Source organism: Paractinoplanes atraurantiacus (assembly GCF_900215205.1).
Classification (GTDB): Bacteria; Actinomycetota; Actinomycetes; order Mycobacteriales; family Micromonosporaceae; genus Actinoplanes; species Actinoplanes atraurantiacus.
In genome coordinates this window covers 132334-153789 of sequence record NZ_OBDY01000015.1, presented here as the reverse complement: position 1 = coordinate 153789, position 21456 = coordinate 132334, and the positions used below count along the sequence as shown (strand labels likewise).

At 70.6% G+C, this 21456-nt stretch carries 24 protein-coding genes and 1 riboswitch; of the genes, 15 read left to right on the top strand and 9 right to left on the bottom strand.

Going from position 1 to position 21456, the window contains the following annotated elements; translation table 11 throughout:
• Positions 1-5 precede the first annotated feature (5 nt).
• The 6 genes from CRP55_RS29540 (at position 6) to CRP55_RS29515 (ending at position 6387) form a co-directional block, all read left to right on the top strand.
• Entirely contained in the window at positions 6-881 is an 876-nt protein-coding gene (locus CRP55_RS29540) for a branched-chain amino acid ABC transporter permease (RefSeq protein WP_245923464.1), read from the top strand.
• A gap of 10 nt (positions 882-891) precedes the next feature.
• Positions 892-1890: a branched-chain amino acid ABC transporter permease gene (locus CRP55_RS29535; protein ID WP_245923463.1), complete on the top strand. Its 999-nt coding sequence runs from the start codon at positions 892-894 to the stop codon at positions 1888-1890.
• Positions 1887-2603 carry an ABC transporter ATP-binding protein gene (locus CRP55_RS29530; protein WP_097323564.1) on the top strand — a complete coding sequence of 239 codons (717 nt, stop codon included), beginning with the start codon at positions 1887-1889 and terminating at the stop codon, positions 2601-2603. Before CRP55_RS29535 ends, CRP55_RS29530 begins: the two co-directional genes overlap by 4 nt.
• Positions 2569-3342: an ABC transporter ATP-binding protein gene (locus tag CRP55_RS29525; RefSeq protein WP_097323561.1), complete on the top strand. Its 774-nt coding sequence runs from the start codon at positions 2569-2571 to the stop codon at positions 3340-3342. The genes CRP55_RS29530 and CRP55_RS29525 overlap by 35 nt, the downstream gene beginning before the upstream one ends.
• Before the next feature lie 160 nt (positions 3343-3502).
• On the top strand, positions 3503-4297 hold the full coding sequence (locus CRP55_RS29520; protein ID WP_245923462.1) for a LamG-like jellyroll fold domain-containing protein: 795 nt from the start codon (positions 3503-3505) through the stop codon (positions 4295-4297).
• A gap of 50 nt (positions 4298-4347) precedes the next feature.
• Positions 4348-6387, top strand: coding sequence for a PQQ-dependent sugar dehydrogenase (locus tag CRP55_RS29515; protein WP_245923461.1), 2040 nt, complete (start codon positions 4348-4350; stop codon positions 6385-6387).
• A gap of 43 nt (positions 6388-6430) precedes the next feature.
• On the opposite strand, the gene CRP55_RS29510 is transcribed toward CRP55_RS29515, so the two are convergent.
• Positions 6431-7132, bottom strand: a complete 702-nt coding sequence (locus CRP55_RS29510) for a hypothetical protein (RefSeq protein ID WP_143234973.1) — start codon at positions 7130-7132, stop codon at positions 6431-6433.
• An 85-nt stretch (positions 7133-7217) separates the two neighbouring features.
• On the opposite strand from CRP55_RS29510, the gene CRP55_RS55765 reads away from it, so the two are divergent.
• The 3 genes from CRP55_RS55765 to CRP55_RS29500 all read left to right on the top strand — a co-directional run bounded on the left by CRP55_RS55765 (position 7218) and on the right by CRP55_RS29500 (position 8687).
• A complete protein-coding gene (locus CRP55_RS55765; RefSeq protein WP_281260817.1) occupies positions 7218-7352 on the top strand; it encodes a hypothetical protein in 135 nt (44 codons plus the stop codon).
• 94 nt (positions 7353-7446) lie between these two features.
• On the top strand, positions 7447-8073 hold the full coding sequence (locus CRP55_RS29505; protein WP_097323547.1) for a ClpP family protease: 627 nt from the start codon (positions 7447-7449) through the stop codon (positions 8071-8073).
• On the top strand, positions 8070-8687 hold the full coding sequence (locus tag CRP55_RS29500; RefSeq protein WP_097323544.1) for a ClpP family protease: 618 nt from the start codon (positions 8070-8072) through the stop codon (positions 8685-8687). Before CRP55_RS29505 ends, CRP55_RS29500 begins: the two co-directional genes overlap by 4 nt.
• Positions 8688-8825: 138 nt before the next feature.
• On the opposite strand, the gene CRP55_RS56075 is transcribed toward CRP55_RS29500, so the two are convergent.
• From CRP55_RS56075 to CRP55_RS29465, 7 genes are read right to left on the bottom strand one after another with little or no spacing between them, the layout of a single operon-like run.
• The gene (locus tag CRP55_RS56075) at positions 8826-9188 is read right to left on the bottom strand and encodes a helix-turn-helix domain-containing protein (RefSeq protein ID WP_097323541.1); all 363 of its coding nucleotides are present in this window, start codon (positions 9186-9188) and stop codon (positions 8826-8828) included.
• Between the two features lie 53 nt (positions 9189-9241).
• Complete coding sequence (locus CRP55_RS29490; protein ID WP_245923460.1) at positions 9242-10012, bottom strand: carbon-nitrogen hydrolase family protein; 771 nt, start codon at positions 10010-10012, stop codon at positions 9242-9244.
• A gap of 23 nt (positions 10013-10035) precedes the next feature.
• On the bottom strand, positions 10036-10263 hold the full coding sequence (locus CRP55_RS29485; protein ID WP_097323538.1) for a zinc ribbon domain-containing protein: 228 nt from the start codon (positions 10261-10263) through the stop codon (positions 10036-10038).
• Between the two features lie 14 nt (positions 10264-10277).
• Positions 10278-10793 (bottom strand): copper resistance CopC family protein, encoded by a 516-nt coding sequence (locus CRP55_RS29480; protein ID WP_097323535.1) that lies wholly within the window; start codon positions 10791-10793, stop codon positions 10278-10280.
• Entirely contained in the window at positions 10790-11956 is a 1167-nt protein-coding gene (locus CRP55_RS29475; protein ID WP_097323762.1) for a Dyp-type peroxidase, read from the bottom strand. The genes CRP55_RS29480 and CRP55_RS29475 overlap by 4 nt, the downstream gene beginning before the upstream one ends.
• Positions 11957-11958: 2 nt before the next feature.
• Positions 11959-12570 carry a copper chaperone PCu(A)C gene (locus CRP55_RS29470; RefSeq protein ID WP_245923459.1) on the bottom strand — a complete coding sequence of 204 codons (612 nt, stop codon included), beginning with the start codon at positions 12568-12570 and terminating at the stop codon, positions 11959-11961.
• A complete protein-coding gene (locus CRP55_RS29465) occupies positions 12570-14564 on the bottom strand; it encodes a bifunctional copper resistance protein CopD/cytochrome c oxidase assembly protein (protein WP_245923458.1) in 1995 nt (664 codons plus the stop codon). The genes CRP55_RS29470 and CRP55_RS29465 overlap by 1 nt, the downstream gene beginning before the upstream one ends.
• A gap of 124 nt (positions 14565-14688) precedes the next feature.
• On the opposite strand from CRP55_RS29465, the gene CRP55_RS29460 reads away from it, so the two are divergent.
• The gene (locus CRP55_RS29460) at positions 14689-15237 is read left to right on the top strand and encodes a hypothetical protein (RefSeq protein WP_097323524.1); all 549 of its coding nucleotides are present in this window, start codon (positions 14689-14691) and stop codon (positions 15235-15237) included.
• Here CRP55_RS29460 and CRP55_RS29455 read toward each other — a convergent pair.
• Positions 15206-15568 carry a hypothetical protein gene (locus tag CRP55_RS29455; protein WP_097323522.1) on the bottom strand — a complete coding sequence of 121 codons (363 nt, stop codon included), beginning with the start codon at positions 15566-15568 and terminating at the stop codon, positions 15206-15208. The genes CRP55_RS29460 and CRP55_RS29455 overlap by 32 nt on opposite strands.
• A gap of 111 nt (positions 15569-15679) precedes the next feature.
• On the opposite strand from CRP55_RS29455, the gene CRP55_RS29450 reads away from it, so the two are divergent.
• From CRP55_RS29450 to CRP55_RS29430, 5 genes are all read left to right on the top strand, one after another.
• The gene (locus CRP55_RS29450; RefSeq protein WP_097323519.1) at positions 15680-17107 is read left to right on the top strand and encodes a PepSY-associated TM helix domain-containing protein; all 1428 of its coding nucleotides are present in this window, start codon (positions 15680-15682) and stop codon (positions 17105-17107) included.
• 55 nt (positions 17108-17162) lie between these two features.
• Positions 17163-18191, top strand: coding sequence for a S66 family peptidase (locus CRP55_RS29445; protein ID WP_097323518.1), 1029 nt, complete (start codon positions 17163-17165; stop codon positions 18189-18191).
• A gap of 34 nt (positions 18192-18225) precedes the next feature.
• Positions 18226-18398, top strand: a riboswitch (cobalamin riboswitch).
• A gap of 29 nt (positions 18399-18427) precedes the next feature.
• Entirely contained in the window at positions 18428-19450 is a 1023-nt protein-coding gene (locus CRP55_RS29440) for an ABC transporter substrate-binding protein (protein WP_097323515.1), read from the top strand.
• A gap of 23 nt (positions 19451-19473) precedes the next feature.
• Positions 19474-20439, top strand: a complete 966-nt coding sequence (locus tag CRP55_RS29435) for a FecCD family ABC transporter permease (RefSeq protein WP_245923457.1) — start codon at positions 19474-19476, stop codon at positions 20437-20439.
• Positions 20440-20447: 8 nt separating this feature from the next.
• The gene (locus CRP55_RS29430; RefSeq protein WP_097323512.1) at positions 20448-21446 is read left to right on the top strand and encodes a FecCD family ABC transporter permease; all 999 of its coding nucleotides are present in this window, start codon (positions 20448-20450) and stop codon (positions 21444-21446) included.
• Positions 21447-21456: the final 10 nt, after the last annotated feature.

Here is a 21456-nt window from a genome sequence, read left to right as displayed (position 1 = left end):
CCGGGATGCTCCTCTTCCAGAGCATTCTGCTCGGCCTGCTGCTCGGCGGCCTGTACGCCCTGCTCGCCTCCGGGCTGACGCTCTACTTCGGCATCATGCGGGTCGTGATGATCGCCCACTCGGCGTTCCTCATCCTGGCCGCCTATCTGGCCTGGTGGATGCACGACCGGATCGGCGTCGACCCGCTGCTGTCGATGGTGGTCACGGTTCCGCTGTTCTTCGCGGCCGGTGTCGGGTTGCAGCGCCTGCTGCTGACCCGGCTCCGGCCGGCCACCCTGACCATGATGTCGGTGCTGCTGACCTTCGCCATCGCGCTGACCGTCGAGGGCCTGCTCGGCTACGCCTTCACCGGCACCCAGCGCCGCGTCCAGCTCGGCTACAGCTCGGCCAGCTTCGAGATCTTCGGGGCCAGGATCGCGGTGGTCAAGCTGATCGCGTTCGTCCTGGCCGTCATCGCGCTTTCCGGGTTGTACGTCCTGATGAAGCGCACGCGGTTCGGATGGGCCCTGCGGGCGACGATCCAGCATCGTGACGCCGCCCGCCTGCTCGGCATCGACACCGAGCGGGTGGCCGGTTACGGCTTCGGCATCGGCCTGGCCACCGCGGCCGTCGGCGGCACGGCGCTGTCGCTCGACACCACCATCTACCCGTCGCTGCACTGGCACTGGATCGGCCCGCTGATGGCCATCATCGTGGTCGGCGGCCTGGGCAGCGTGCCCGGCGCGGCGGCCGCGGCGATGGTCCTCGGGATGGCGCAGAGTCTGCTGCAGATCCCGATGGGCACGACGTGGGCGCAGACCGTCTTCTACGTGGCCCTGTTCGCGACCCTCGCGTTCCGGCCGCAGGGATTCTTCGGAGGCCGCCTTGCCCAACGCTTCTAAGAGAATTCTGGTGGGTACGGCGATAGCGCTGCTCGCAGCCGCAATCCTCGTCTTCCCGAGTCTCGCGCCCAACCCGTACATCCTGTCCTCCGGTGTCCTGGTCCTGAACTACGCCGTGCTGGCCACCTCGTGGAATTTCGTCGGCGGCTTCACCGGCTACATCTCGCTCGGGCACGGCGCCCTGGCCGGCCTCGGCGGATACGCGACCGGGCTGCTGGTCGTCAAGGCCGGGCTGCCCTCGTTCGCCGCCCTGGCGGTGGCCGCCCTGCTCGTGGCGGCGCTGGCGGTGCCGCTGGGCATGGCCGCCCTGCGGGTGCGCGGCGCCTCGTTCGTCATCGTCTCGATCGCGCTCGTGCTGATCCTCCTGCTGGTCTTCCAGAGCTGGGCGTCGTTCACGGGAGGATCGCGCGGCCTCGTGGTGCCGCGGCCGTTCGACCTGAGCCGCCCCGAGCACCACCGGGTCTTCTACTACCTGTTCGCGGTGCTGCTCGCGATCGCCGTGCTGGCCTGGTGGCTGATCGACCGCTCGCGTTTCGGGCTCGGCCTCAAGTCGATCCGCGAGGACGAGGACAAGGCCGAGGCTCTGGGTACGCCCACTTTCGCGTACAAACTCATCGTCTTCGTCGTCTCAGCGGGTTTCACCGCGCTCGCCGGTGGTCTGTACGCGCTGTGGTTCGGCGACCTCGACCCGGTGTTCCAGTTCTCCATCCTGACCGGCTCCTATCTCGTGCTGATGGCCCTGCTGGGCGGCGTGCGCAACCTGTTCGGCCCGGTGGCCGGCGCCATCCTGGTCGGCACAGCCCTCGAATACTTCAAGGTCGAGTACGGCGACACCCCCCTCCACCTGGTCGCCACCGGCGTCCTGCTGGCCCTGGTCGTGCTCTTCATGCCCGACGGCGTCCTCCCGGCCATCGGCGACCTCCTCAAGCGACTTGACCGCACGAAGAAGTCTTCCATCCGCGAGGTAACAGCAGCCGAACTGGCCGAGCAACGAAAGGCGGCGGTATGAGCCTCGCGACGCACGAGCTGCGGAAGGCGTTCGGTGGCGTGACGGCGCTCGACGGCGCCACGGTGGACTTCCACCCGGGCAAGGTCAACGCTCTGATCGGGCCGAACGGGTCGGGCAAGACGACGTACTTCAACTGCGTCACCGGCATGATCAAGCCGGACTCGGGGCGCGTCACCTACAAAGACCGCGACCTCACCGGCAAGGCGCCGCACCGCATCGCGCGGGCCGGGCTCGGCCGCACGTTCCAGCTGTGCCGCACGTTTCCGCGCATGACGGCGCTCGAGAACGTCCTGGCCGCCGTTCCCCACGGCGGTCTGCGCTCGTTCCGGACACGAAGCGACATCGAGCGCGCCATGAGCTGGCTGACCCGGCTCGGCATCGAGCATCTCGCGCGGAGCGAGGCCCGCGACATGTCGTGGGGCCAGCAGAAGCTGCTCGAGCTGGCCGGGGTGCTGATGGCCGAGCCCGAGACGGTCCTGCTCGACGAGCCGGCCGGCGGGGTCAACCCGGCGCTGCTCGACCGCATCGGCACGCTCATCCGCGAGCTCAACGCCGAGGGGCGCACCTTCGTCATCGTCGAGCACAACATGGACCTGGTGATGAGCATCAGCGACCACATCGTGGTCTTCGACCGGGGCCGGCCCATCGCGGAGGGACCGCCCTCGGTCATCCGCTCCGATGAACGCGTGCTGGGGGCGTACCTTGGCGTCTGAATTTGAATTTGAATTGGTCGATGTGCAGGCCGGCTATGGCCGGGCGGCGCCGGTGCTGCGAGGCTTCAGCGTCAGCGTGCCGGCGGGCGCGATCGTCTGCCTCGTCGGGCCCAACGGCGCCGGCAAGTCGACGGTGCTGAAGGTGGCCGGCGGTCTGCTCAAGCCCCGCGACGGCCGCGTGATCGTCGCCGGAAAGGACGTGACCGGCGCCGGGCCGCAGCAAATGCTCGGTCACGGAGTGTCGCTGGTCCTGCAGGGACACAGCGTGTTCCGCGAGATGACCGTCGAGGAGAACGTGTTGCTCGGCGCGTACACCCTGCGGGACGCTCGCAAGATCGCTGAGCGCGTCGCCTTTGTGAAGGAGATCTTCCCGGTGGTGGCCGACCGCTGGGGATCGCTCGCCGGGCTGCTCTCCGGCGGGCAGCAGAAACAGGTGGAGTTCGCCCGGTCGCTGATGGTGGATCCGAAGGTCGTCCTGCTGGACGAGCCCTCGATGGGACTGGATCCCAAGGCGACCAGCACGGTGTTCGAACAGGTCGTGCGGATGCGCGACGCCGGAACGGCGGTGCTGCTCGTCGAGCAGAACGCCCGGCGCGCGCTGGAGACCGCCGACCTCGGGTGCGTGCTCGATCTCGGGCGCGTGCACATCTCCGGGCCTGCCCGGCAGCTTCTGGCCGATCCACAGCTCGGGGAGCTCTACCTCGGCGGCCGTCCCGCCGAGCCTGTGCCGGATATCTGAAAGGTCGTCCTCTGTGAGACGAACTGGAGGAATCGCTGTCGCTCTGGGAATCGCGCTAGTGGCAGCGGGATCACCTGTAAGCGCGGACGCACCGGGTCCGCATGACGTCTATCCGCCCCTACGTTCCTCGGTTGTCGCCCTCTACGATTTCGATCATCCGGTGCCCGGAGACACGGCCCTCGAGAAGGACCAGGGCCGTTCCGGTACGGAGATCGAGCTGATCAACGGCGGTGCCGCGCAGCGTGTGCGCGACGCGGCTTACCGAGGCGCCGGGCGGGCGCTTCAGACCCGCCAAACAAATCCGACCTCATCCGGGAACGACGACTGGAAGGCTGGGATCTATGCCCAGCCCGGCGTACGGACGCTGCGAGCCTTCAACGCGGTCGGCGGGACGACCGTGATGGGCTGGTTCAAGCGCTCCATGGACGGCCCGGCCCCGAACACGGTCACGGCCGACCCGAACGACCTCTACAACGCGATCGGCCTGGCCGGCCTGCTCACCGGCGACTCCGACGGGCACGGCGTACGGGCGCTGCTCGAGCTGATCGACGTGAACGGCACGCTGCGGCTGGTCGCGCTCGGCCGGCGCCTCGACGGCGGCAACTCGCAGACCTTCGCCGCCACCGAGGACTGGAAGACGCTGCTGCCCAAGGACAAGTGGGTGCACATCGCGGCGACCTTCGACTTCAACGCCGGGACGATGGCGCTGTATCGCAACGGCCAGCCGGTCGAGGGCTTCTACACGCGCACCGACGACCCGTGGCTGGTCGCCGGGCCGGGGCCGCACGTGACGACGGCGAGCGACCCGCGCGGTATCAAGATCGGCGGGAGCTTCCCGCAGAACACGGTCGAGCGCAACCCGTGCGACTGCCGGATGGACGCGCTCACGTTCCTCGACCGGTCGCTGTCCGCGCGTGAGGTCGCGGCCCAGTACCGCTACTACTTCCGTCACTGAAAACGGGGATGAATCTGATGAGACGGTTCCTATTATCAGCCGCCGTCATTGTGTCCACATTGGTCGCGGCGCCGACCGTGGCCCTGGCCGCGCCGGCCGGTGAGCCGATCGACGACCCGATCCCGGTCGAGCCGGTCGCCTCCTCGCTGGGGCTCGAGCTCACCGAGTACGCGTCGTTCCCGCAGTCGTTCACGGTGCCGTCGCTGACCGACCAGCGGCTCAACCGCGTCGCCCGGATCAACACGATCCTGGAGCTGCCGGACGGCTCGGGCCGCCGCGCGGTCCCCGACCTGAACGGCAACCTCTATCTGGTCGAGAACGGCGTGCCGCACGTCTACCTCGACGTACGCGCCCAGTTCCCCGCCTTCTTCTCCGGGCGCGGGCTCGGGCAGGGCTTCGGATACGTGACGTTCCACCCGGACTTCCGCCGCAACGGGCTGTTCTACACGATCCACACCGAGCAGGCCGCACAGACCACCGCGGTGCCCGACTACCAGCAGCCGAACACCCTCTTCCACGGCGTCATCAACGAGTGGAAGGCGGCCGACCCGGCGGTCGGCACCTTCGCCGGCACGCACCGCGAGATCCTGCGCATCGGGTTCGCCGGTCAGATCCACGGCATCCAGGAGATCAACTTCAACCCGACGGCGCGCCGGGGCTCGGCCGAGTACGGCAAGCTCTACCTCGCGGTCGGCGACGGCGGTCAGGGCTTCCGCAACACCGACCCGCAGAACCTCGCCCTGCCGCACGGCAAGCTGCTGCGGATCGACCCGAGCGGCACCAACGCGCCGAACGGCAAGTACGGGATTCCGGCCGACAACCCCTTCGTGGGGCGCGCGGGGGCGCTCGGGGAGATCTACGCGATCGGCTTCCGTGATCCTCACCGGTTCAGCTGGGACCGGGCGACCGGCCGGATGTACCTCGGGCACATCGGCGAGAAGTCGACCGAGGCGATCTACGAGGTGCGCGCGGGCGACAACATGGGCTGGAGCGAGCGCGAGGGCCGGCTGGTCTTCGACCGCGACGCGACGAACGTCTGCGATCGCCTCTATCCGCTGCCGGCCGACGACGCGAAGTACGGGTACACCTATCCGGTCGCCTCGTACGACCACAATCCCGCGCCCGGCTGGAACTGCACGGACGACGTCGGCGTGGCCGTGGCCGGCGGTTTCGTCTACCGCGGCACCGACATTCCGAAACTGCGCGGCAAGTACATCTTCGGCGACCTCGTCGCGGGCACGGTCTTCTACACCGAGGCGAGCGAGATGCGGCGCGGCCAGGCCCCGGCCACCATCCACCGCCTGCACCTGTTCACGCCGCAGGGTCAGTCCGTACGGATGCAGGAGCTCTCCTCGCCGGGCGCGCCCGGCGACCCCAACCGCGTCGACCTGCGCTTCGGCACCGACGCCAAGGGTGAGCTCTACATCCTGGCCAAGGCCAACGGCAAGATCTGGAAGGTGACCGGCGCCGCGTACTTCGCTGACGAGAAGGCCGGCCACACGAAGGTCACCAACACCGCCGGCGCGGCCAACTGGGCGCCGGTGACGCCGTCGAAATGGCGCTTCGAGAACGGCCAGGTGATCCTCGCCGAGGCCGGTGAGGCCCGGCCGGGCCCGCGCCGCCCGTTCGAGTACGCCGTACTGACGAAGGGCCCCGCGTTCTCCAGCGTCGAGATCACGGCCCAGGTACGCCTGGACGAGCCGGTCGAGATAACCAACCGCGACGTCATCATCGTGTTCGGCTACAAGTCCGACACGGAGTTCTACTACGCACACCTCTCGACCGACAACACCATCTATCCGCACAACGGCATCTTCAAAGTCAACAACGCCGACCGTGAGCGCATCGACTACCAGTGGAACGGCCGCTCCCGAGGCGCCAACCCCGCCATCGTCGACACGGCCTGGCACAACGTCCGCCTGAAGCACATACCGTCAACGGGTGAGATCGCCGTCTACGTCGACGGCAACTGCGACCCGCTGATGACCGCCCGGGACACCACCTTCAGCTCGGGCCGGGTCGGCTTCGGATCCTTCGACAACATCGGCCGCACCCGCGACTTCAAGGTCACCGGAACCCCGGCCGCCTGAGGAGAACCGGCCGGGTGGGCGCACGCCGCCCACCCGGCCGGCATCACCAGAACCCGGTCGACAACGGGTCCACGTACTCCACATCGATCACCTCGGCGGCCGGCGGCGGCTGGAGCTCCACGGAAGTCCCGAAGTCGGAGAACGTGTACTCGTACAGGTTGTCGAACGGCTCAGCGGTTCCGACACCCAGCCTCGTGATGCGCCCCGCCTGGTCGAGTTCGGCGGAGAAGTGCGTGATCTTCTCGGAATCAGTGGCCGTCGCGCCCTTGAAGGCGCGCTCGCCGGTCCGTACGAAATCCGAGCCGTTCTTCACGGCCCGGCGCGGCAGTTTCCACGGGAATCCCTCGCTGAAGGTCGTCGAGGTGTCCATGTTGAACACCGACCGCCGCATCCACTTGTTCAGATCCTTCTCGTGGAAGAACCACTGATCGGCCGGAGTCCCTTCGGGCCGCTTGAGCAGTTTGAGCCAGACCTCGTCACCGATCCGCCGCACCACGAACGACTCGCCGGTGATCTCGTAGTTGGTCCCGGTGGCGTCGACCACCCCGGACCCGAACGTCTCACGGGGCCATCCCCCCGACCCGAGCGTGAACGAGACCCGAGCCGACTGCGTGCCCAGCTTCCCCGCCCCGAACTCCAGGGCCGCTTTCGGATCCGCCGGCAGCGAGACGCTGACCGCCACCTCGGGCCGTCGTCCGCCGTCCTCCGGCCCCGCGCAGGCGGACAGCCCAAGCACCACCACCACACCAGCGACCATGTACCGCACGGCCCCGTATTCCCTCCACCTCGAAACCTGAGCCGGAGAAGTGAACCACGATCACGTCCCAGGTGTGTTCCTGGCCGTGCGCCGGTTGCGGACCAACCGTTCCCGGCCGCTTCTCACGGTGACCGCCGCCAGTGTCGTCATGCTGCTGGTCATGGCCACGCCGCCGGGGTGGGAGATCTTCGACTGGTACGTGTCCTGACCTCGTCTGCTAATGGCAGATCGGCTTGGTGATCGGGTCTCCCGGCTCTCATGGTGGGTTCAGCGAATGCGAGCACGAGAGCGGGGAGACGAGCATGCGATCTGCTGCTGGACAAGCGCCGTGGACGGCGGGAAGCATCGACGATCAGGTGGCGGCCAGGCTGCTGCATCAGCGCATCATCGTGCTGGGGGCGGAGGTCGGCGACCAGATCGCCAACCGGCTCTGCGGGCAGCTTCTGCTGTTGTCGGCCGAGGACCCCCGGAGCGTCATCAGCCTGTACATCAACTCGCCGGGTGGGTCGGTCAGCGCGGGGCTGGCCATCTTCGACACCATGCGGCTCATTCCGAACGACGTCAGCACGCTAGCCCTCGGGCTGGCCGGCAGCATGGGGCAGTTCCTGCTCACCGCGGGCACGCCGGGCAAGCGGTTCGCCCTGCCGCACGCCCAGGTGCTGATGCATCAGGGGTCGGCCGGGTTCGGTGGGACGGCGGCCGATGTCGAGATCTACGCCGAGCAGTTGGAGCGGGTCGGTGCGACGCTTCTGCGGCTGACGGCCGAGCACACCGGGCAGCCGATCGAGACCGTGGAGCGGGACAGTCGCCGCGATCGCTGGTTCACCGCGCCGGAAGCGCTCGAGTACGGGCTCATCGATCACATCCTGGACAGCGTCGACGACGTACGCCCGGCCCTGTCCCGTCAGCCGATGGGGTTGAGCGCATGAGCCAGTACACGATTCCCACAGTGGTCGAGAAGACCCCGAACGGCGAGCGGGCGTACGACATCTATTCGCGCCTTCTGTCCGACCGGATCATCTTCCTGGGCACCGAGATCGACGACGGCGTGGCCAACGTGGTGATCGCCCAGCTGATCCATCTCGAGTCCGCGGGGGAGCAGGAGATCGGGCTTTACATCAACTCGCCCGGTGGCTCGTTCAGCGCCCTGACCGCGATTTACGACACCATGCATTTCGTACGGTGTGACATCGCCACCATATGCGTCGGTCAGGCGTCCTCGGCCGCGGCGGCCCTGCTCGCGGCGGGCACGCCCGGTCGGCGATCGGTGCTGCCGCACGCCAAGGTGACCCTGCATCAGCCGTCGAGTCAGGCCCGGGGCACGCTGCCCGACCTGGCGGTGGAGGCCAAGGAGGTGGCCCGGGTGCGGGCCGAGATGGACGCGATCCTGGGCCGCCACACCGGCCACTCGGTCGAGAAGATCAGGGCCGACACCGACCGCAGCATGACCCTCTCGGCCACCGACGCGGTCGCCTACGGCCTGGCCGACCGCGTGATCACCAGCCGCCCGGAGCGGGCGTACCGCCTGTCCGCAGCTAGCTGACCAAGGCGGCCGATTCGGAGCGGGCCGGTCAAGCGCGCGAGCAGAGCGCGCCGATCAAAGGGCGCCGAGCGGAGCGCGCCGATCAAAGGGCGCCGAGCGGAGCGCGCCGAGCGGAGCACGCTGATCGGGCCGCGCTGGTCACGCCGCGAGGAGCATGACGTCGCCGGAGCGGTGGGGCGGCGTGGTGGGCCGGCGCATCGGGCGCACCACGGGGGTGACCGGTGCGACCGGCCGCAGGCGGAGGACCGGGGCGCGGTGCTCGACGAGCTCGCGCCCCACCTCGGCCAGCAGGTCGGAGAGCTCGACGCCCAGCGCGTCGCAGACGGCGGCCAGGATCTCCGAGCTGGGCTCCTTGCGCCCGCGCTCCACCTCGGACAGGTATTGCACCGACACCGCGGCGTCGCGGGCCACCTCGGCCAGCGTCCGTTCCTGTTCCAGCCGGTGGCGGCGCAGCACCCGGCCGACCAGCGTGCGCAACAGGGGACGTGACCTGTCCGTCATGCCGTCACCGTACCCAGCGGCCGCCCCCGGGGGATACCGGTTCAGCCAGGAGCTTAGAGAGCCGAGACCACGTCCTGGCGGCGCTGGCCGAGATACCAGTTCGCCGTCTGCGACAGGTCGATCGTCTGCCTGAGCAGGCCAGGGCGGCCGGCGGGCAGCTCGGCGAGCACCTCGCCGCGCGGCGACACCACCATGCTCGGGCAGTGCTGGTCCGGGTCGGGGATGTTCGCCGAGACGAGGTAGCGCTGGTTCTCGGCCGCCCGGCTCACCAGGTGACTGCGCCACACCCCTTCGGGCTCGCGAGGGTTCGCGGCGTTGGTGAGGTAGACGAACAGTTGCGCTCCGGCTACCGCCAGATATTGCCACTGCTCGGGGAAGCGGATCTCCCGGCACAGCTGCACTCCCACGGTGATGTCGCCGTCCGGGCCCGGAATCGCGAAGGTCGGCAGGTCGTTGCCGGGCCGCAGCGGGCCACGCTCGTTCATCGCCAGGTTGATCTTCCGATAGATCGCTGCCGGGCCGGAGGAAGGGAAGAGCAGGCCGGCGTTGAACCAGTCACCGTCCGACGGCAGCAGCGAGCCGCAGAAGACGGTCACCTGCTTCTCCCCGGCGAGGGCCGCCACCTGCGCGACGGCCTCGGTCACCACGGCCGGATCCAGCGTGCTCAACGGTGACAGATCCTCGCCGTAGCCCGACAGCATGCCCTCGGGAAAGACCACCACGTCCCCGGCCCTCGTCTCGCCGAGGACGTCTCGCACGGTGGCCAGGTTGGCCTCGACGTCCCAGACGGCCGGCACCTGTGCCGCCACGATCGACATCAGCATGCCGATGATCGTGCACCACGGGCTCAAGCCGCGACGAGCTCCTCGCGGGCGGCGCCGCGGGCCCGGCCGCAGTTGGTGCAGGTCACGAAGTGGCGGGCGGCGCGGACCGGGAACAGCGGGATGAAGAAGAGGCTGAACCGCGTGGTGCGGCGTACCAAGGTCTGCGCCGCCGTGGCGCCGCAGACCTCGCACCGCCCGAGCCTCGACCCGATGATGGTGTCCTTGCTACGAAGACCGAAGATGAGCAGCACCTCACCAACGGTACTCAAACTTGTCGACGGCGCATCCTGAGAAAGAAGGCCACCGCCGCGAGGACGATGCCGGCGGAGACGGCGATCAGCACCGGGATCATCGCGAAGCCACCGTCCTTCGACGAGGATGACGGTGCCGCCACCGCGATCGCGGCCGCCGGCTTGGCCGGGTCGTCCACGACGAACGTGTACGAGCCCTGCACGGCATGGCCGTCGACGGAGACCGTGCGGTAGGCGACGGTGTACAGCCCGTTCGCCAGCTCTCCGGTCAGGGTGAGTACGCCGGTGTTGCCCTGGATGGCCGGGGGAGTGGACGGCACCCGCTGCCGGTTCGCGCCGGAGACGACGATCGTGGTGAAGTCGGGCTTCAGCGTCTCGACGAACCGCAGCGTCACCGATGTCGGCGGGGCCGCGAGCTTGCTGTCGGCGGCCGGTTCGGCGTACGTCAACTGGTTGTGGGCCCACGCCGGCGATCCGGGCACCAGGAACGCGCCGAGGACCAGCAGCGCCACGAGCAACCGCCGCGTCATCCGAGCACCTCGGCGCCGATCCAGCCGTCCTCGGCGCAGCCGGCCGGCACCGCGAACACGGCCGAGCCGATCGGGGTGATCCATTCGTTCAACAGGTCCCTCTCCGCGAGGCGTTGCTGGAGGGGCAGATATTGCCGCTCGATCGACGCCTGATACGACGCGAAGATGAGCCCGCTGTCCGGGTGCCCGGCCGCGTTCGGGGCGCCGTCGTAGTTGTACGGCCGCCGCAGAATCTTCAGCGCCGGGTCGGTGACGTGCGCGCGGGTGACGTGCGCGTAGTCCGGCATCACCGGCAGCCCGCCCGCGTCGAGCGCCGCGAAGTCCGGCTCGTCCCGCTCGTTCACCCCGGTGAAGGGCGCGCCGCTGTCCATGCGCCGCCCCACGGCGTTCTCCTTGTCGGTCACGCTGAGCAGGTCCCATTTCTCGATTTCGGTACGGATGCGGCGCACCACCAGCGTCGTCGAGCCGTCGGGCGCCCACACGGCCGTGTCCAGCGCCCCTCCGGCCGGGTTCGCCGTTCCATCCAGCTGACCGAGAAGGTTGCGCTGAGTGAAACCCGCTTGCTGTACGCCGGGTGAGCGCCGGAAGCCGGTCTGCACCCACCGCACAGCGCCGAAGGGCCGAGCGTCCTTGATGAGCATCCGCTGCGCGTGGGCGACGGTCAGAGCGTCGTCCGCACAGATCTGTATCAGCAGATCCCCACCTGACCACCGCTTCTCGAGCCGGTCGATGGTGAAGCCCGGCAGATCCTTGACCGGCGACGCCACTTTCGCCGCGCTGTAGAGCCCAGGCCCGAACCCGAAGGTGACAGTGAGCCGCGCCGGCAGCACAGCCAACTGGGCGTCGGTGTCACCGAGCGCCGGCACCCCTTGGGTGAGCCGCCGAGCATCATCGGTGAGCAGCCGCATCATCCGCCCGAGCGCCCGCCGATCCGTCCCACCCGGCAGAGTGAACGCCACGAACGACGCGTGCGCCGGCGGTTCCGTGGCGATCCCGGCCTGCCGCGCCCCATGAAAGGCAACCACCGCCGACCCGGTGTCCGGAGCCGCGCCCGCCCCCGCGCCGGGCTTCGGCGCGCCACTCGCCGCAAGCGCGCCTAGAGCACCCACGGCGACACCCCCACCGGCGAGGGCGCCGCCGGTGAGGATCGTGCGTCGACGGATGGTCACATGCCCGCCATCGAGGGAGCGGCCGACGGCGCGTAGCTCTCCTGCGCGCCCGCGAACGGCTTGGCCACCGCGCTGAACTCCACCTTGCCGCCGTCGGCGAGAGTGAGCGTGAACGTCAGCTCGTCGCCCGGCTTGATGGCGGCCGACGGCTTCATCAGCATCAGGTGGTCACCGCCCGGCGAGAGCTCGTGAGTGCCCCCGGCCTTGATGAGGAAGCCGCCCTCCTTCGGCCGCATCACCATCTTCCCGTTGTCCATCGCCATCTCGTGCAGCTCCATCGGCGACACCGACGTCGCGGCCGACACCACGGTCACGTCGGCCGAGGTGGTGTTGACCAGCGTTCCGAAAGCAGCCGTCATCCCCGAGTCGACCGCCTTGACCCACGGGTCCTTCACGGTGAGCGCGGCCCCCGGCGCCTCGGCCCCCGCGGCGGCCGACGCACCCGCTCCGGCGGCGGACCCGGCTTCGGTGGCGGTCGACCCGGCTCCGGCGGCAGGGGAATCCGGTGCCGCGTCGGACGAATCGGACGCACACCCGGCCAGGCCGGCGGCGGCGACAGCGGCGGTAGCGACGGCGACAGCGAACGACCGTCGAGAGAAGCTCAGCATCATTTTCTTCCTGTTTGAGGGGCTTCGTCCTCATTAGTCGCCGGAACGGGCGCGGAAGTTCCCGCCGCGGCGGCCAGGAAAGCGTTGTACCGGGCCAGGTCGTCCTGTTCGCCCGACGCCTCGGCGCGGTCGGCCGCGCGGTCCAGGCGGGCCTGCTCGCGCTCGTCGGTGCGTATCCACTGGCGTACGAGAAGAAGCATGATGGCCGCCGCCGGAAGCTCACCGAAAGCCCAGGCCAGACCGGCGCCGAGGCGCTGGTCCGCCATCAGCGAGGACGCCCACGACGGGTGGACCGCGCTGTACCAGTCGAGGCCGATGACCGTCGTCGCCTGGAGCAGCACGAAACCGAAGAAGGCGTGGGCCACCATCGCCAGGAAGTGGACCAGCGTCAGCAGCGCCGGATGGACGCGCCGCCGTCCCGGGTCGATGCCGATGAGCACCCAGAAGAGCAGATATCCGGCGAGCACGAAGTGGGTCAGCATCGCCAGGTGGCCCAGGTGATAGCGCATCAGCGTGCCGAGCAGCCCGCCGAAGTACAGCCCGTAGAGGCTCGTCACGTAGATGGCCAGAGCCACCACCGGATGGCTGAGCAGCCGCGCGCATCGGCTGTGCAGCACCGTCATCAGCCACTCCCGAGCGCCGCGCACCTGCGGGTCGGCCGGGCGGCGCAGCGCGCGCAGGGCCAGCGTGACCGGCGCGCCGCCGACGAGCAGGATCGGCACCACCATCGACAGCACCATGTGCTGGACCATGTGCACGCTGAACAGGACGTACGCGTACCGGGCGACGCCGAGACCGGTGATCGCCGCCAGCAGCAGCATCCCGCCGATCCACGACGCCGTCCGGCTCAGCGGCCACGCGTGACCGGCCCGGTGCAGCCGCAGCACCCCGGCGACGTAGAAGCCGATTCCGGCCGCCGCGACCGCCAGGAAGAACATGTCCGGCAGTGGATCGCCGAACATGCGTAGCGCGGTCGCCGGCTCCGGCATGCCGAAGCCCAGCAGGTCGACCAGCGGATCGGGCTCCTCCACCACGACCGGCGTCGGCGTGCGCGACAGCGCCACCGCCAGGCCGACCGCGGCGCCGAGCACGACCAGTTCGCCGGCGGCCAGGCGCAGGAACGACCCGGGCCGCCCGTTCGTCAGCGCCGGCAGCGTCCGCGAACGGTGCACGGCGCCAATCAGCCCGACGACACCGAGGGCCACGACCTTCAGGAGCACGAGTACGCCGTACCTCGTGGTCCAGAGCGCGGGCAGCTCACCCAGCCGGACCGCCGCGTTGGCCACCCCGCTGACCGCTGTCGCCACGAAGCACCCGAGGGCGAGGCGGCTGTAGCGGGCGGCGGTCTCGGCGAACCGCCGTACCCGCCGAATCAATAGAAGCCCGACCAGGCCGCCCACCCAGAGCGACGCCGCCAGCACGTGCACGGCCAGGCTGGTCACCGCGATCTGGTGGTTGCCGGCCGAGGCCGCGTGGCCGGTGAAGGCGGGCGGCAGCACGGCGATCGCGGCCAGCACGGCCACGGTGAAAGCCAGACCGCGCGACACCCCGGCCCGGCACAGCACCGCCACGAGCAGCGCGAGCCCGGCCTGCACGAGCAGCGCCTGGCCCTGGTTGATGGAGAGGGCGAAGCTGACCACGGAGTGTGAGCTGAGGTCGCCGACCGGCACGCCCAGCACGTCCGACACCGTGAGCACGAGCAGGGCGAGCGCGGCCATCGCCCAGCCGAGCGCGAGCCACGTGGTCCGGCGCAACAGCACCCAGCCGTGCGCCGAGACGCTGGGGCCGTCGCCGGGCAGCAGGAAGGCCGCCGTGACCGTGATCCCGGCCACCAGGACGCCGAGAGCGTTCGCGGCAAAGGTGACGAAAGGCAGCGCCCAGGTGGTCGCCGCGCCCGGGCTCGGAATGCCCGGAAGAACCGTGTCGTCGACCCCGCCACCGAAAAGCAGGGCCGCTACCAGCGCAAATACGGCCGCTCCGGCGACTGCCGGCACGACCTTGATCCCCAACCGCACGGTGAGGTGGTCGTCAGTTCCGTCCCGATGGTTCCCGGGAACTTCCGGGGCGTGCTGGACGACTTCCTCTACAGTTCCAGGTTCCGATCGAGAGCGGTGAGGCATGGCTGACGACGCATCGACGACCCGTAGCGGCCGGGCCTGCCTCCGCCGGGGCGGCGGCGAGCGCTCCCCGCTGACGCTGCGGCACGAGGGGCGCGGACTGACCCTGGGTGTCCGGCGGCGCGTCACCGAGCGTGCCGGATCGCTGCGCGGGCTCATCGTCGGCATGTCCCTGGCCGTGATCGCGTGGATCGCCGCGGCCGTCGTGTTGTTCGCGGGCACCCCGATGCCGCACGCGGCCGGCGCCGGCCCGTGCCCGGCCCGCAAGGCACTGATCGATTCCGACGGTGGAAGCACCCTGCGCGTGCTGCCCGAGATCGCGGCGGGCGGGGCCACGACGCTGCTTCACCTCTGTGTCGACGAGGGCACCGAGGCCGTACGGAAGTGGTCGGTGACCGCGACCGGCGACTCGGGCGAGACCGTCGCCGTGGCCGTGCAGCCGCTCGGCGACCGGCTCGCCATCGCCACCGCCCCGCTGACCGGTGACACCGCCACCCTCGACGTGCTGACCGACGTCGCTACTTTCCAGGTCGCGTTGCGCCTGCGGTAGAAAGCCATTGCCCGGCCGGGGTCAGCACGGCCAGGCCGACCACTTCGCCGCCGGCCCGCTCGACCCGCACGGTCGGGCAGCCGTCGGTCGGGTGGTGCCAGCCGCCGGTCGTCTCATCGTGGACGGCCGACTTCCGGCAGTGCGGCTCGTCGGCGTACCCCCAAGCAAGCAGAAAGTCGCGCCCAGCGCAGGAATAACGCCCGACGGTCGCCACGCGGTCGCCGTCGGGCCGGTGGTAGAACTCGGCCGACAGGCCCGGTACCGCCACCCCCTCGAACGGCGCGTCGGTGAGGCTGCGGTCCAGGCGGTACTCGGAAAGATCAGGAAGCACGCCCTCATGGTCGTCGGGGAGGCGTGACGAGTTCCCGGAATCGGCGGGAACTACCCGGCGGTGTCGAGCGACCAAAGCTCCAAACGCTCTGACGACTGTGACGGAGAACGCATGTCCACCGCCGCGCCGCCCTCAGCACCGTCTTTGTCCCCGTCCCGCCCGGCCGAGAAGCGGAGCTTCGGCCCGCTGCTGCTGCGCCTGCACTTCTACGCGGGCATCCTGGTCGCGCCGTTCCTGCTCGTGGCCGCGCTGACCGGCCTCGCCTACGTCTTCTCGCCCCAGCTCGACCGCATCGTCTACGCCGACGAGCTGACCGTCGACCCAAGCGGCGCCCCGCAGCCTCTCGCCACCCAGGTCGCCGCGGCTCAGGCCGCCGTTCCCAACGGCATTCTTGCGGCTGTACAGCCGGGTGAGGGCTCGACGACCACACAGGTCGACTTCACCTTGGCCTCGCTGGACGAGGAGCACCAGCGGACGGTCTATGTGAATCAGTATTCGGGCGAGGTCACCGGCCAGCTGACGACGTGGTTCTCCTACACACCCGTGCGCACGTGGCTCGACGACATGCACCGCAACCTCCATCTCGGCGTGGTGGGGCGGCACTATTCGGAGTTCGCGGCGAGCTGGCTGGGTGTCATCGTGCTCGGCGGCCTCGCGTTGTGGTGGCGCCGCCAGCGCGGCAAGCGCATGCTGCGCCCCGATCTGTCGGCCCGCAAAGGCGTGCGCCGCACCCGGGGCTGGCACGCGGCCACCGGAGTGTGGCTGGCGCTGGGCCTGCTGATCCTGTCGGTGACCGGCCTGACCTGGTCCCGGTACGCCGGCGCCAATTTCGGCGCCGCGGTCGACGCGCTCAGCGGCAGCCGTCCCTCGGTGACCACCTCCGTCACCGGCGCACCCGCCGAGGGCGGCGGCCATCACGGCGGCGGCACGGCCGGCCCCACCACGGCCGATCCGGCCGCGATCGACGGCGTCGTGAAAGTGGCCCGGGACAACGGGATCACCGGCCCGGTCACGGTCACGGTGCCGCCCGACAGCGCCACCGCGTGGTCGGTGACCCAGGAGCGCGATCTGTGGCCGGTGGCTCACGACAGCGTCGCCATCGACGCCGCCGCGGGCACGGTGACCGACCGCGTCGACTTCGCGGACTGGCCGCTGCTGGCCAAGCTCACGTCCTGGGGCGTGGGCGCCCACATGGGACTGTTGTTCGGCCTGCCCAACCAGATCCTGTTGGCCGCGCTGGCGATCGGCCTCATCTGCGTCATCGTCTGGGGCTACCGCATGTGGTGGCAGCGCCGCCCGACCCGGGTCGACCGCCGGGCCCCGGTCGCCGCCCCGCTCGGCACCCGGGGCGCGTGGCAGCAGATCCCTTCGTGGGGCATCGTGGTCGGCGTCCCCGTGGTCATCGCCCTGGGCTGGGTGGTCCCGTTGTTCGGCATCCCGCTGGCCGCGTTCCTGCTCTTCGACCTCGCCGTCGGCGCTGTCCGCAGCCGCCGGCAGCCACCGCCGGTACCGGTCTCCCCGGCCCCGGCCGGCCGCTGACGCTCGCGCCGGGTATCGGGTGGCGGCCCTGTGGACGATTGCCGAGAATGACCGGATGTCCATCCGATACCCAGCTCCACTGCGCCCCGGTGACCGCATCGGTGTCACGGCTCCGTCCCAAGGTGTCGGCGAGAGCCTCAAAGACCGCCTCGACGTGGCGATTCGAACCGTGGAGGAGCGCGGGTACGAGGTCGTGGTCGGTGACTGCATGGACGGCGCCGGGCACGTCAGCGCTCCGGCCGCCGACCGGGCCCGTGAGCTGACCGGCATGCTCACCGACCCCGGCATCAAGGCCGTCGTGCCGCCCTGGGGCGGTGAGACGGCGATCGACCTGCTGCCGCTGCTCGACTGGGACGCGCTGCGGGCGGCCGACCCGACCTGGATCGTCGGCTTCTCGGACATGTCGACGGTCATCACGCCGTTGACGCTGCTGACCGGGATGGCGACCGTGCACGGCAACAACCTGATGGACACGCCGTACCGCGCGCCGCACGGGCTGCTGACCTGGCTCGACATCGTCACGATGCCGCCGGGAACGACCTTCTCGCAGACCTCGCCGGGTCGCTACCGCTCCACCGGGTGGGTCGACTACCGGACGAGTCCGGACGTGAGCGAGTTCATTCTCGACGCCCCGGGTCGATGGACCCGGCTGGACGGCGATGACGACGTGGAGGTCGAGGGCCGGCTGATCGGTGGCTGCATCGAGACCCTGTGCAACCTGATGGGGACTCCCTACGGCGACGTCGCGTCGTTCGCGCGGGCGCAGGCACCCGAGGGGCTGCTGGTCTACGTGGAGGCAGCCGGGGACGACGCGGCGACCATCTGCCGAAATCTGCACGGGATGCGGCTCGCCGGGTTCTTCGAGGCGGCGAACGCCGTTCTTGTCGGCCGCACCGAGGCGCCGCCCACCGGCTCGCTCGACCAGCGCGAGGCGGTCCTGGACGCCCTCGGCGGCCTCGATGTCCCGATCATCGCCGATGTCGAGTGCGGCCATGTGCCGCCCTACCTGCCCATCGTCAACGGCGCCCGCGGCCGTGTCCGCTGCACCGGAGACCGCGACGAGCTCCTCCAGATCCTGGACTGACCCGCCCTGTTGATCATGGTGGCGTGCCGCTCGGCTATGGTGGTCGGGCCGTGGTGCTCGGGAAGCCGGTTCGAAGCCGGCGCGGCCCTCGCCACTGTGATCGGGATGCCGGAGGCCACCGCGAGGTCACTGGGCGTGAGCCTGGGAAGGCCGGCCGCCGGAGCACCACCCGTCAGCCAGGAGACCGGCCACGGCACCGCAACGACCCGTCCACGAGGTGCTGGAAGGCGGTCCCGATGCGCGTGCGCGCTCTACGGTCCCCTCTGTCCTGGCTCGCGGCCGTCCTGGCTGTGGGTCTTCTCGCCGGCTGTGGTGGCGCGTCCGAGGCTTCGGGCAAGCCGGCCGGCCCGTCGATCCCGAACTGCGGGGTCGAGGTGCCCACCGGTACCCCGCCGGCGCGCGTTTTCGCCGCGTTCCACAACGCCATCGAGGCGGTGTACGCGCTCGGCGCCGGCGACAAGGTGGTCGGCGCGGCCTACCTCGACAATCAGCTGCTGCCCGAGTACGCCGCGCAGTTCACGGCGGCCTCCTACTACCCCGAGGAGTACCCGAGCCGCGAGGAGGTGCTCCGGCTCGACCCCGACTTCGTCGTCTCCGGGTTCACCGGCGCGTACACCGCCGAGGGCCTCGGCACCCGGGCCGAGCTGAACAAGATCGGCATCGGGTCGTACCTGTTCACCCAGTACTGCCCGTCGGCCGACGGCAAGGACCAGAAGGACCTGGCCGGCAACGACGTCTCGCTCGACAGCGTCTACGGCGACCTCACCGATCTGGGCCGTGTGCTCGGCAAGACGGCCGAGGCCCGGGCGCTGGTCGAGAAGATGAAGAAGACCGTCGCCGGCACCGAGAGCAAGCTCGCCGGCGTGACCAGGCCGCGGGTCGCCATGCTCAACCGGCCCGGCGGCGGCGAGCTGCGCGTCTTCGGCACCGGTGACGTCGCCACCACCATCATCGAGAAGGCCGGCGGCACGCAGGCGTTCGGCGACGTGCCCGGCCGGCTCACCCGGATCGGCACCGAGGAGCTCATCAAGCGCAGGCCCGACGTGATCGTCGTGCCGGCCTGCTGCGGGGCCGGCGTCGGCCCGTCCGGGGCGCAGGAGGTCATCGACGGGCTGAGGAAGGATCCGGCTCTGGCCAACGTGCCCGCCGTGCGCGACGGCCGGATCTACGCGGTCACGTTCGCCGAGGTCACCCCGGGCGTACGGAACGCCGACGCGGTCGCCCGCCTGGCGAAACTCCTGCACCCGGAGAAGTTCTGAGCCGGCGCGCCCTGGGCCTGGCCGTGGCCGTCGCCGTGCTGGCGGCGGCCACGGCCGGTTCCGTGCTGCTGGGAAATCAGGCCATCGGCGTACGGACGGCGCTCGGCACCTGGCTTCACCCGGACGGCTCGGACGTGCAGCGGATCGTCGAGTACCTGCGGGTGCCGCGTACCCTGGCCGGCCTCCTGGCGGGGGCCGCGCTCGGCGTCTCCGGCGTGCTGCTGCAAGGGCTGACCCGCAACGCGCTGGCCGGTCCCGAGGTGCTGGGCGTGAACGCCGGGGCGGCGCTGACCGTGGTCCTCGGCATCACGGTCTTCGGCGTGCACGGCTTCGGCGGCTGGGTCTGGTTCTCCTTCGCCGGCGCCGCGCTGGCCGGCTTCGGGGTCTACGCCCTCGGCTCGTACGGACGGGGTGGCGCCACGCCGGTCAAACTGGCGCTCGCGGGAGCGGCCGCGACCGCGTTCCTGGGCGGCCTGACCACCGCGCTCACGCTGCTCGACATCAACACCTTCAACGCCTACCGCTATTGGTCGGTGGGCGCCCTGACCTCGGCCGACACCTCGGTGATCCGTACCGCGCTGCCGTTCCTGGCCGTGGGCGCGGTGCTGGCCGCCGTGTCGGCCCGGGCGCTCGACGCGCTGGCCCTGGGCGACGACATGGCGCGCGCGCTCGGGCAGGGCCTGATGGTGGGCCGGGCCACCGCCGCCCTGGCCGCCGTCGTGCTCACCGGCACGGCGGTGGCGCTGGCCGGGCCGATCGCTTTCGTCGGGCTGACCGTGCCGCACATGGCGCGGGCGCTGGTCGGTCCCGCCCATCGGTGGCTGCTGCCGTACGCGGCCGTCCTCGCCCCGATCGTCCTGCTCGCGGCCGACGTGCTCGGCCGTGTCGTGGCGAGACCTCAGGAGCTCCAGGCCGGCATCGTCACCGCGATCGCCGGGGCGCCGTTCTTCGTGGCCCTGGTACGCCGCCGCAAGCTGGCCGAGCTGTGAGGGGCCGCATGGACCGGCGGGCGGTCGCGGTCACCGTTGCCGCGCTGCTCGTGGCGCTGACCGCCCTGCTCGTCTCGCTGACCCGGGGCGACTATCCGATGCCGTTGTCCGACGTGCTCACCGTCCTCGCCGGTGGCGACGGCGCTACCCGGCGCAGTGCGTATGTGGTCCTCGACCTTCGCCTGCCCCGGGCGCTCGGCGCGATCGCCGTCGGCACCGCCTTCGGGCTCTCCGGGGCGATCGTGCAGCGGGTCGTCCGCAACCCGCTGGCCAGCCCGGACATCATCGGCATCAACGCCGGGGCGGCCGCGGTCGCCGTCTTTCTCATCGTCGTGCTGGCCGCCGGCCCGCAGACCGTGGCGTTCGGCGCGCTGGCCGGGGCCGCGGCCACCGCGGCCGCGATCTACCTGCTGTCGCGGCGCCGCGGCGTCACCGGATATCGGCTCGTCCTGGTCGGCATCGGCGTCACCGCCATGCTCACCTCGGTGACCGCCTATCTGCTCAACACCGCGAACATCTACACCGCCGAGCAGGCGTCCATCTGGCTGACCGGCAGCCTCGCCGGTCGTTCCTGGTCACAGGTCCTGCCGGTCGTGATCGCGGTGGTGGTGCTGCTTCCGGTGGCGCTGAGGCTGGCCGCGCCGCTCCGGGCCTTGGAGCTGGGCGACGACCTGGCCCTCGCGCTGGGCGTGCGCGTTGAGCGGGCGCGGGCGGCCTTGCTGCTGACGGCGGTCGCCCTGGCCGCGGTGGCGACGGCGGCGGCCGGGCCGATCGCGTTCGTCGCCCTGGCCGCACCGCAGATCGCCCGCCGGCTCGTCCGCGAGCGCGGGCTCGCCCTGGTCTCCTCGGCCGCCGTGGGCGCCGCCCTGCTGTCCCTGGCCGACCTGGCCGCCCGCCGGGTCCTCGCCCCAGCCGAGCTGCCGGTCGGCGTGCTGACGACCGTGCTCGGGGCGCCCTTCCTAGTCTGGCTGCTGGCGCGAGCCAACCGCATCGGGAGGACGGGATGACGGAGTCGGG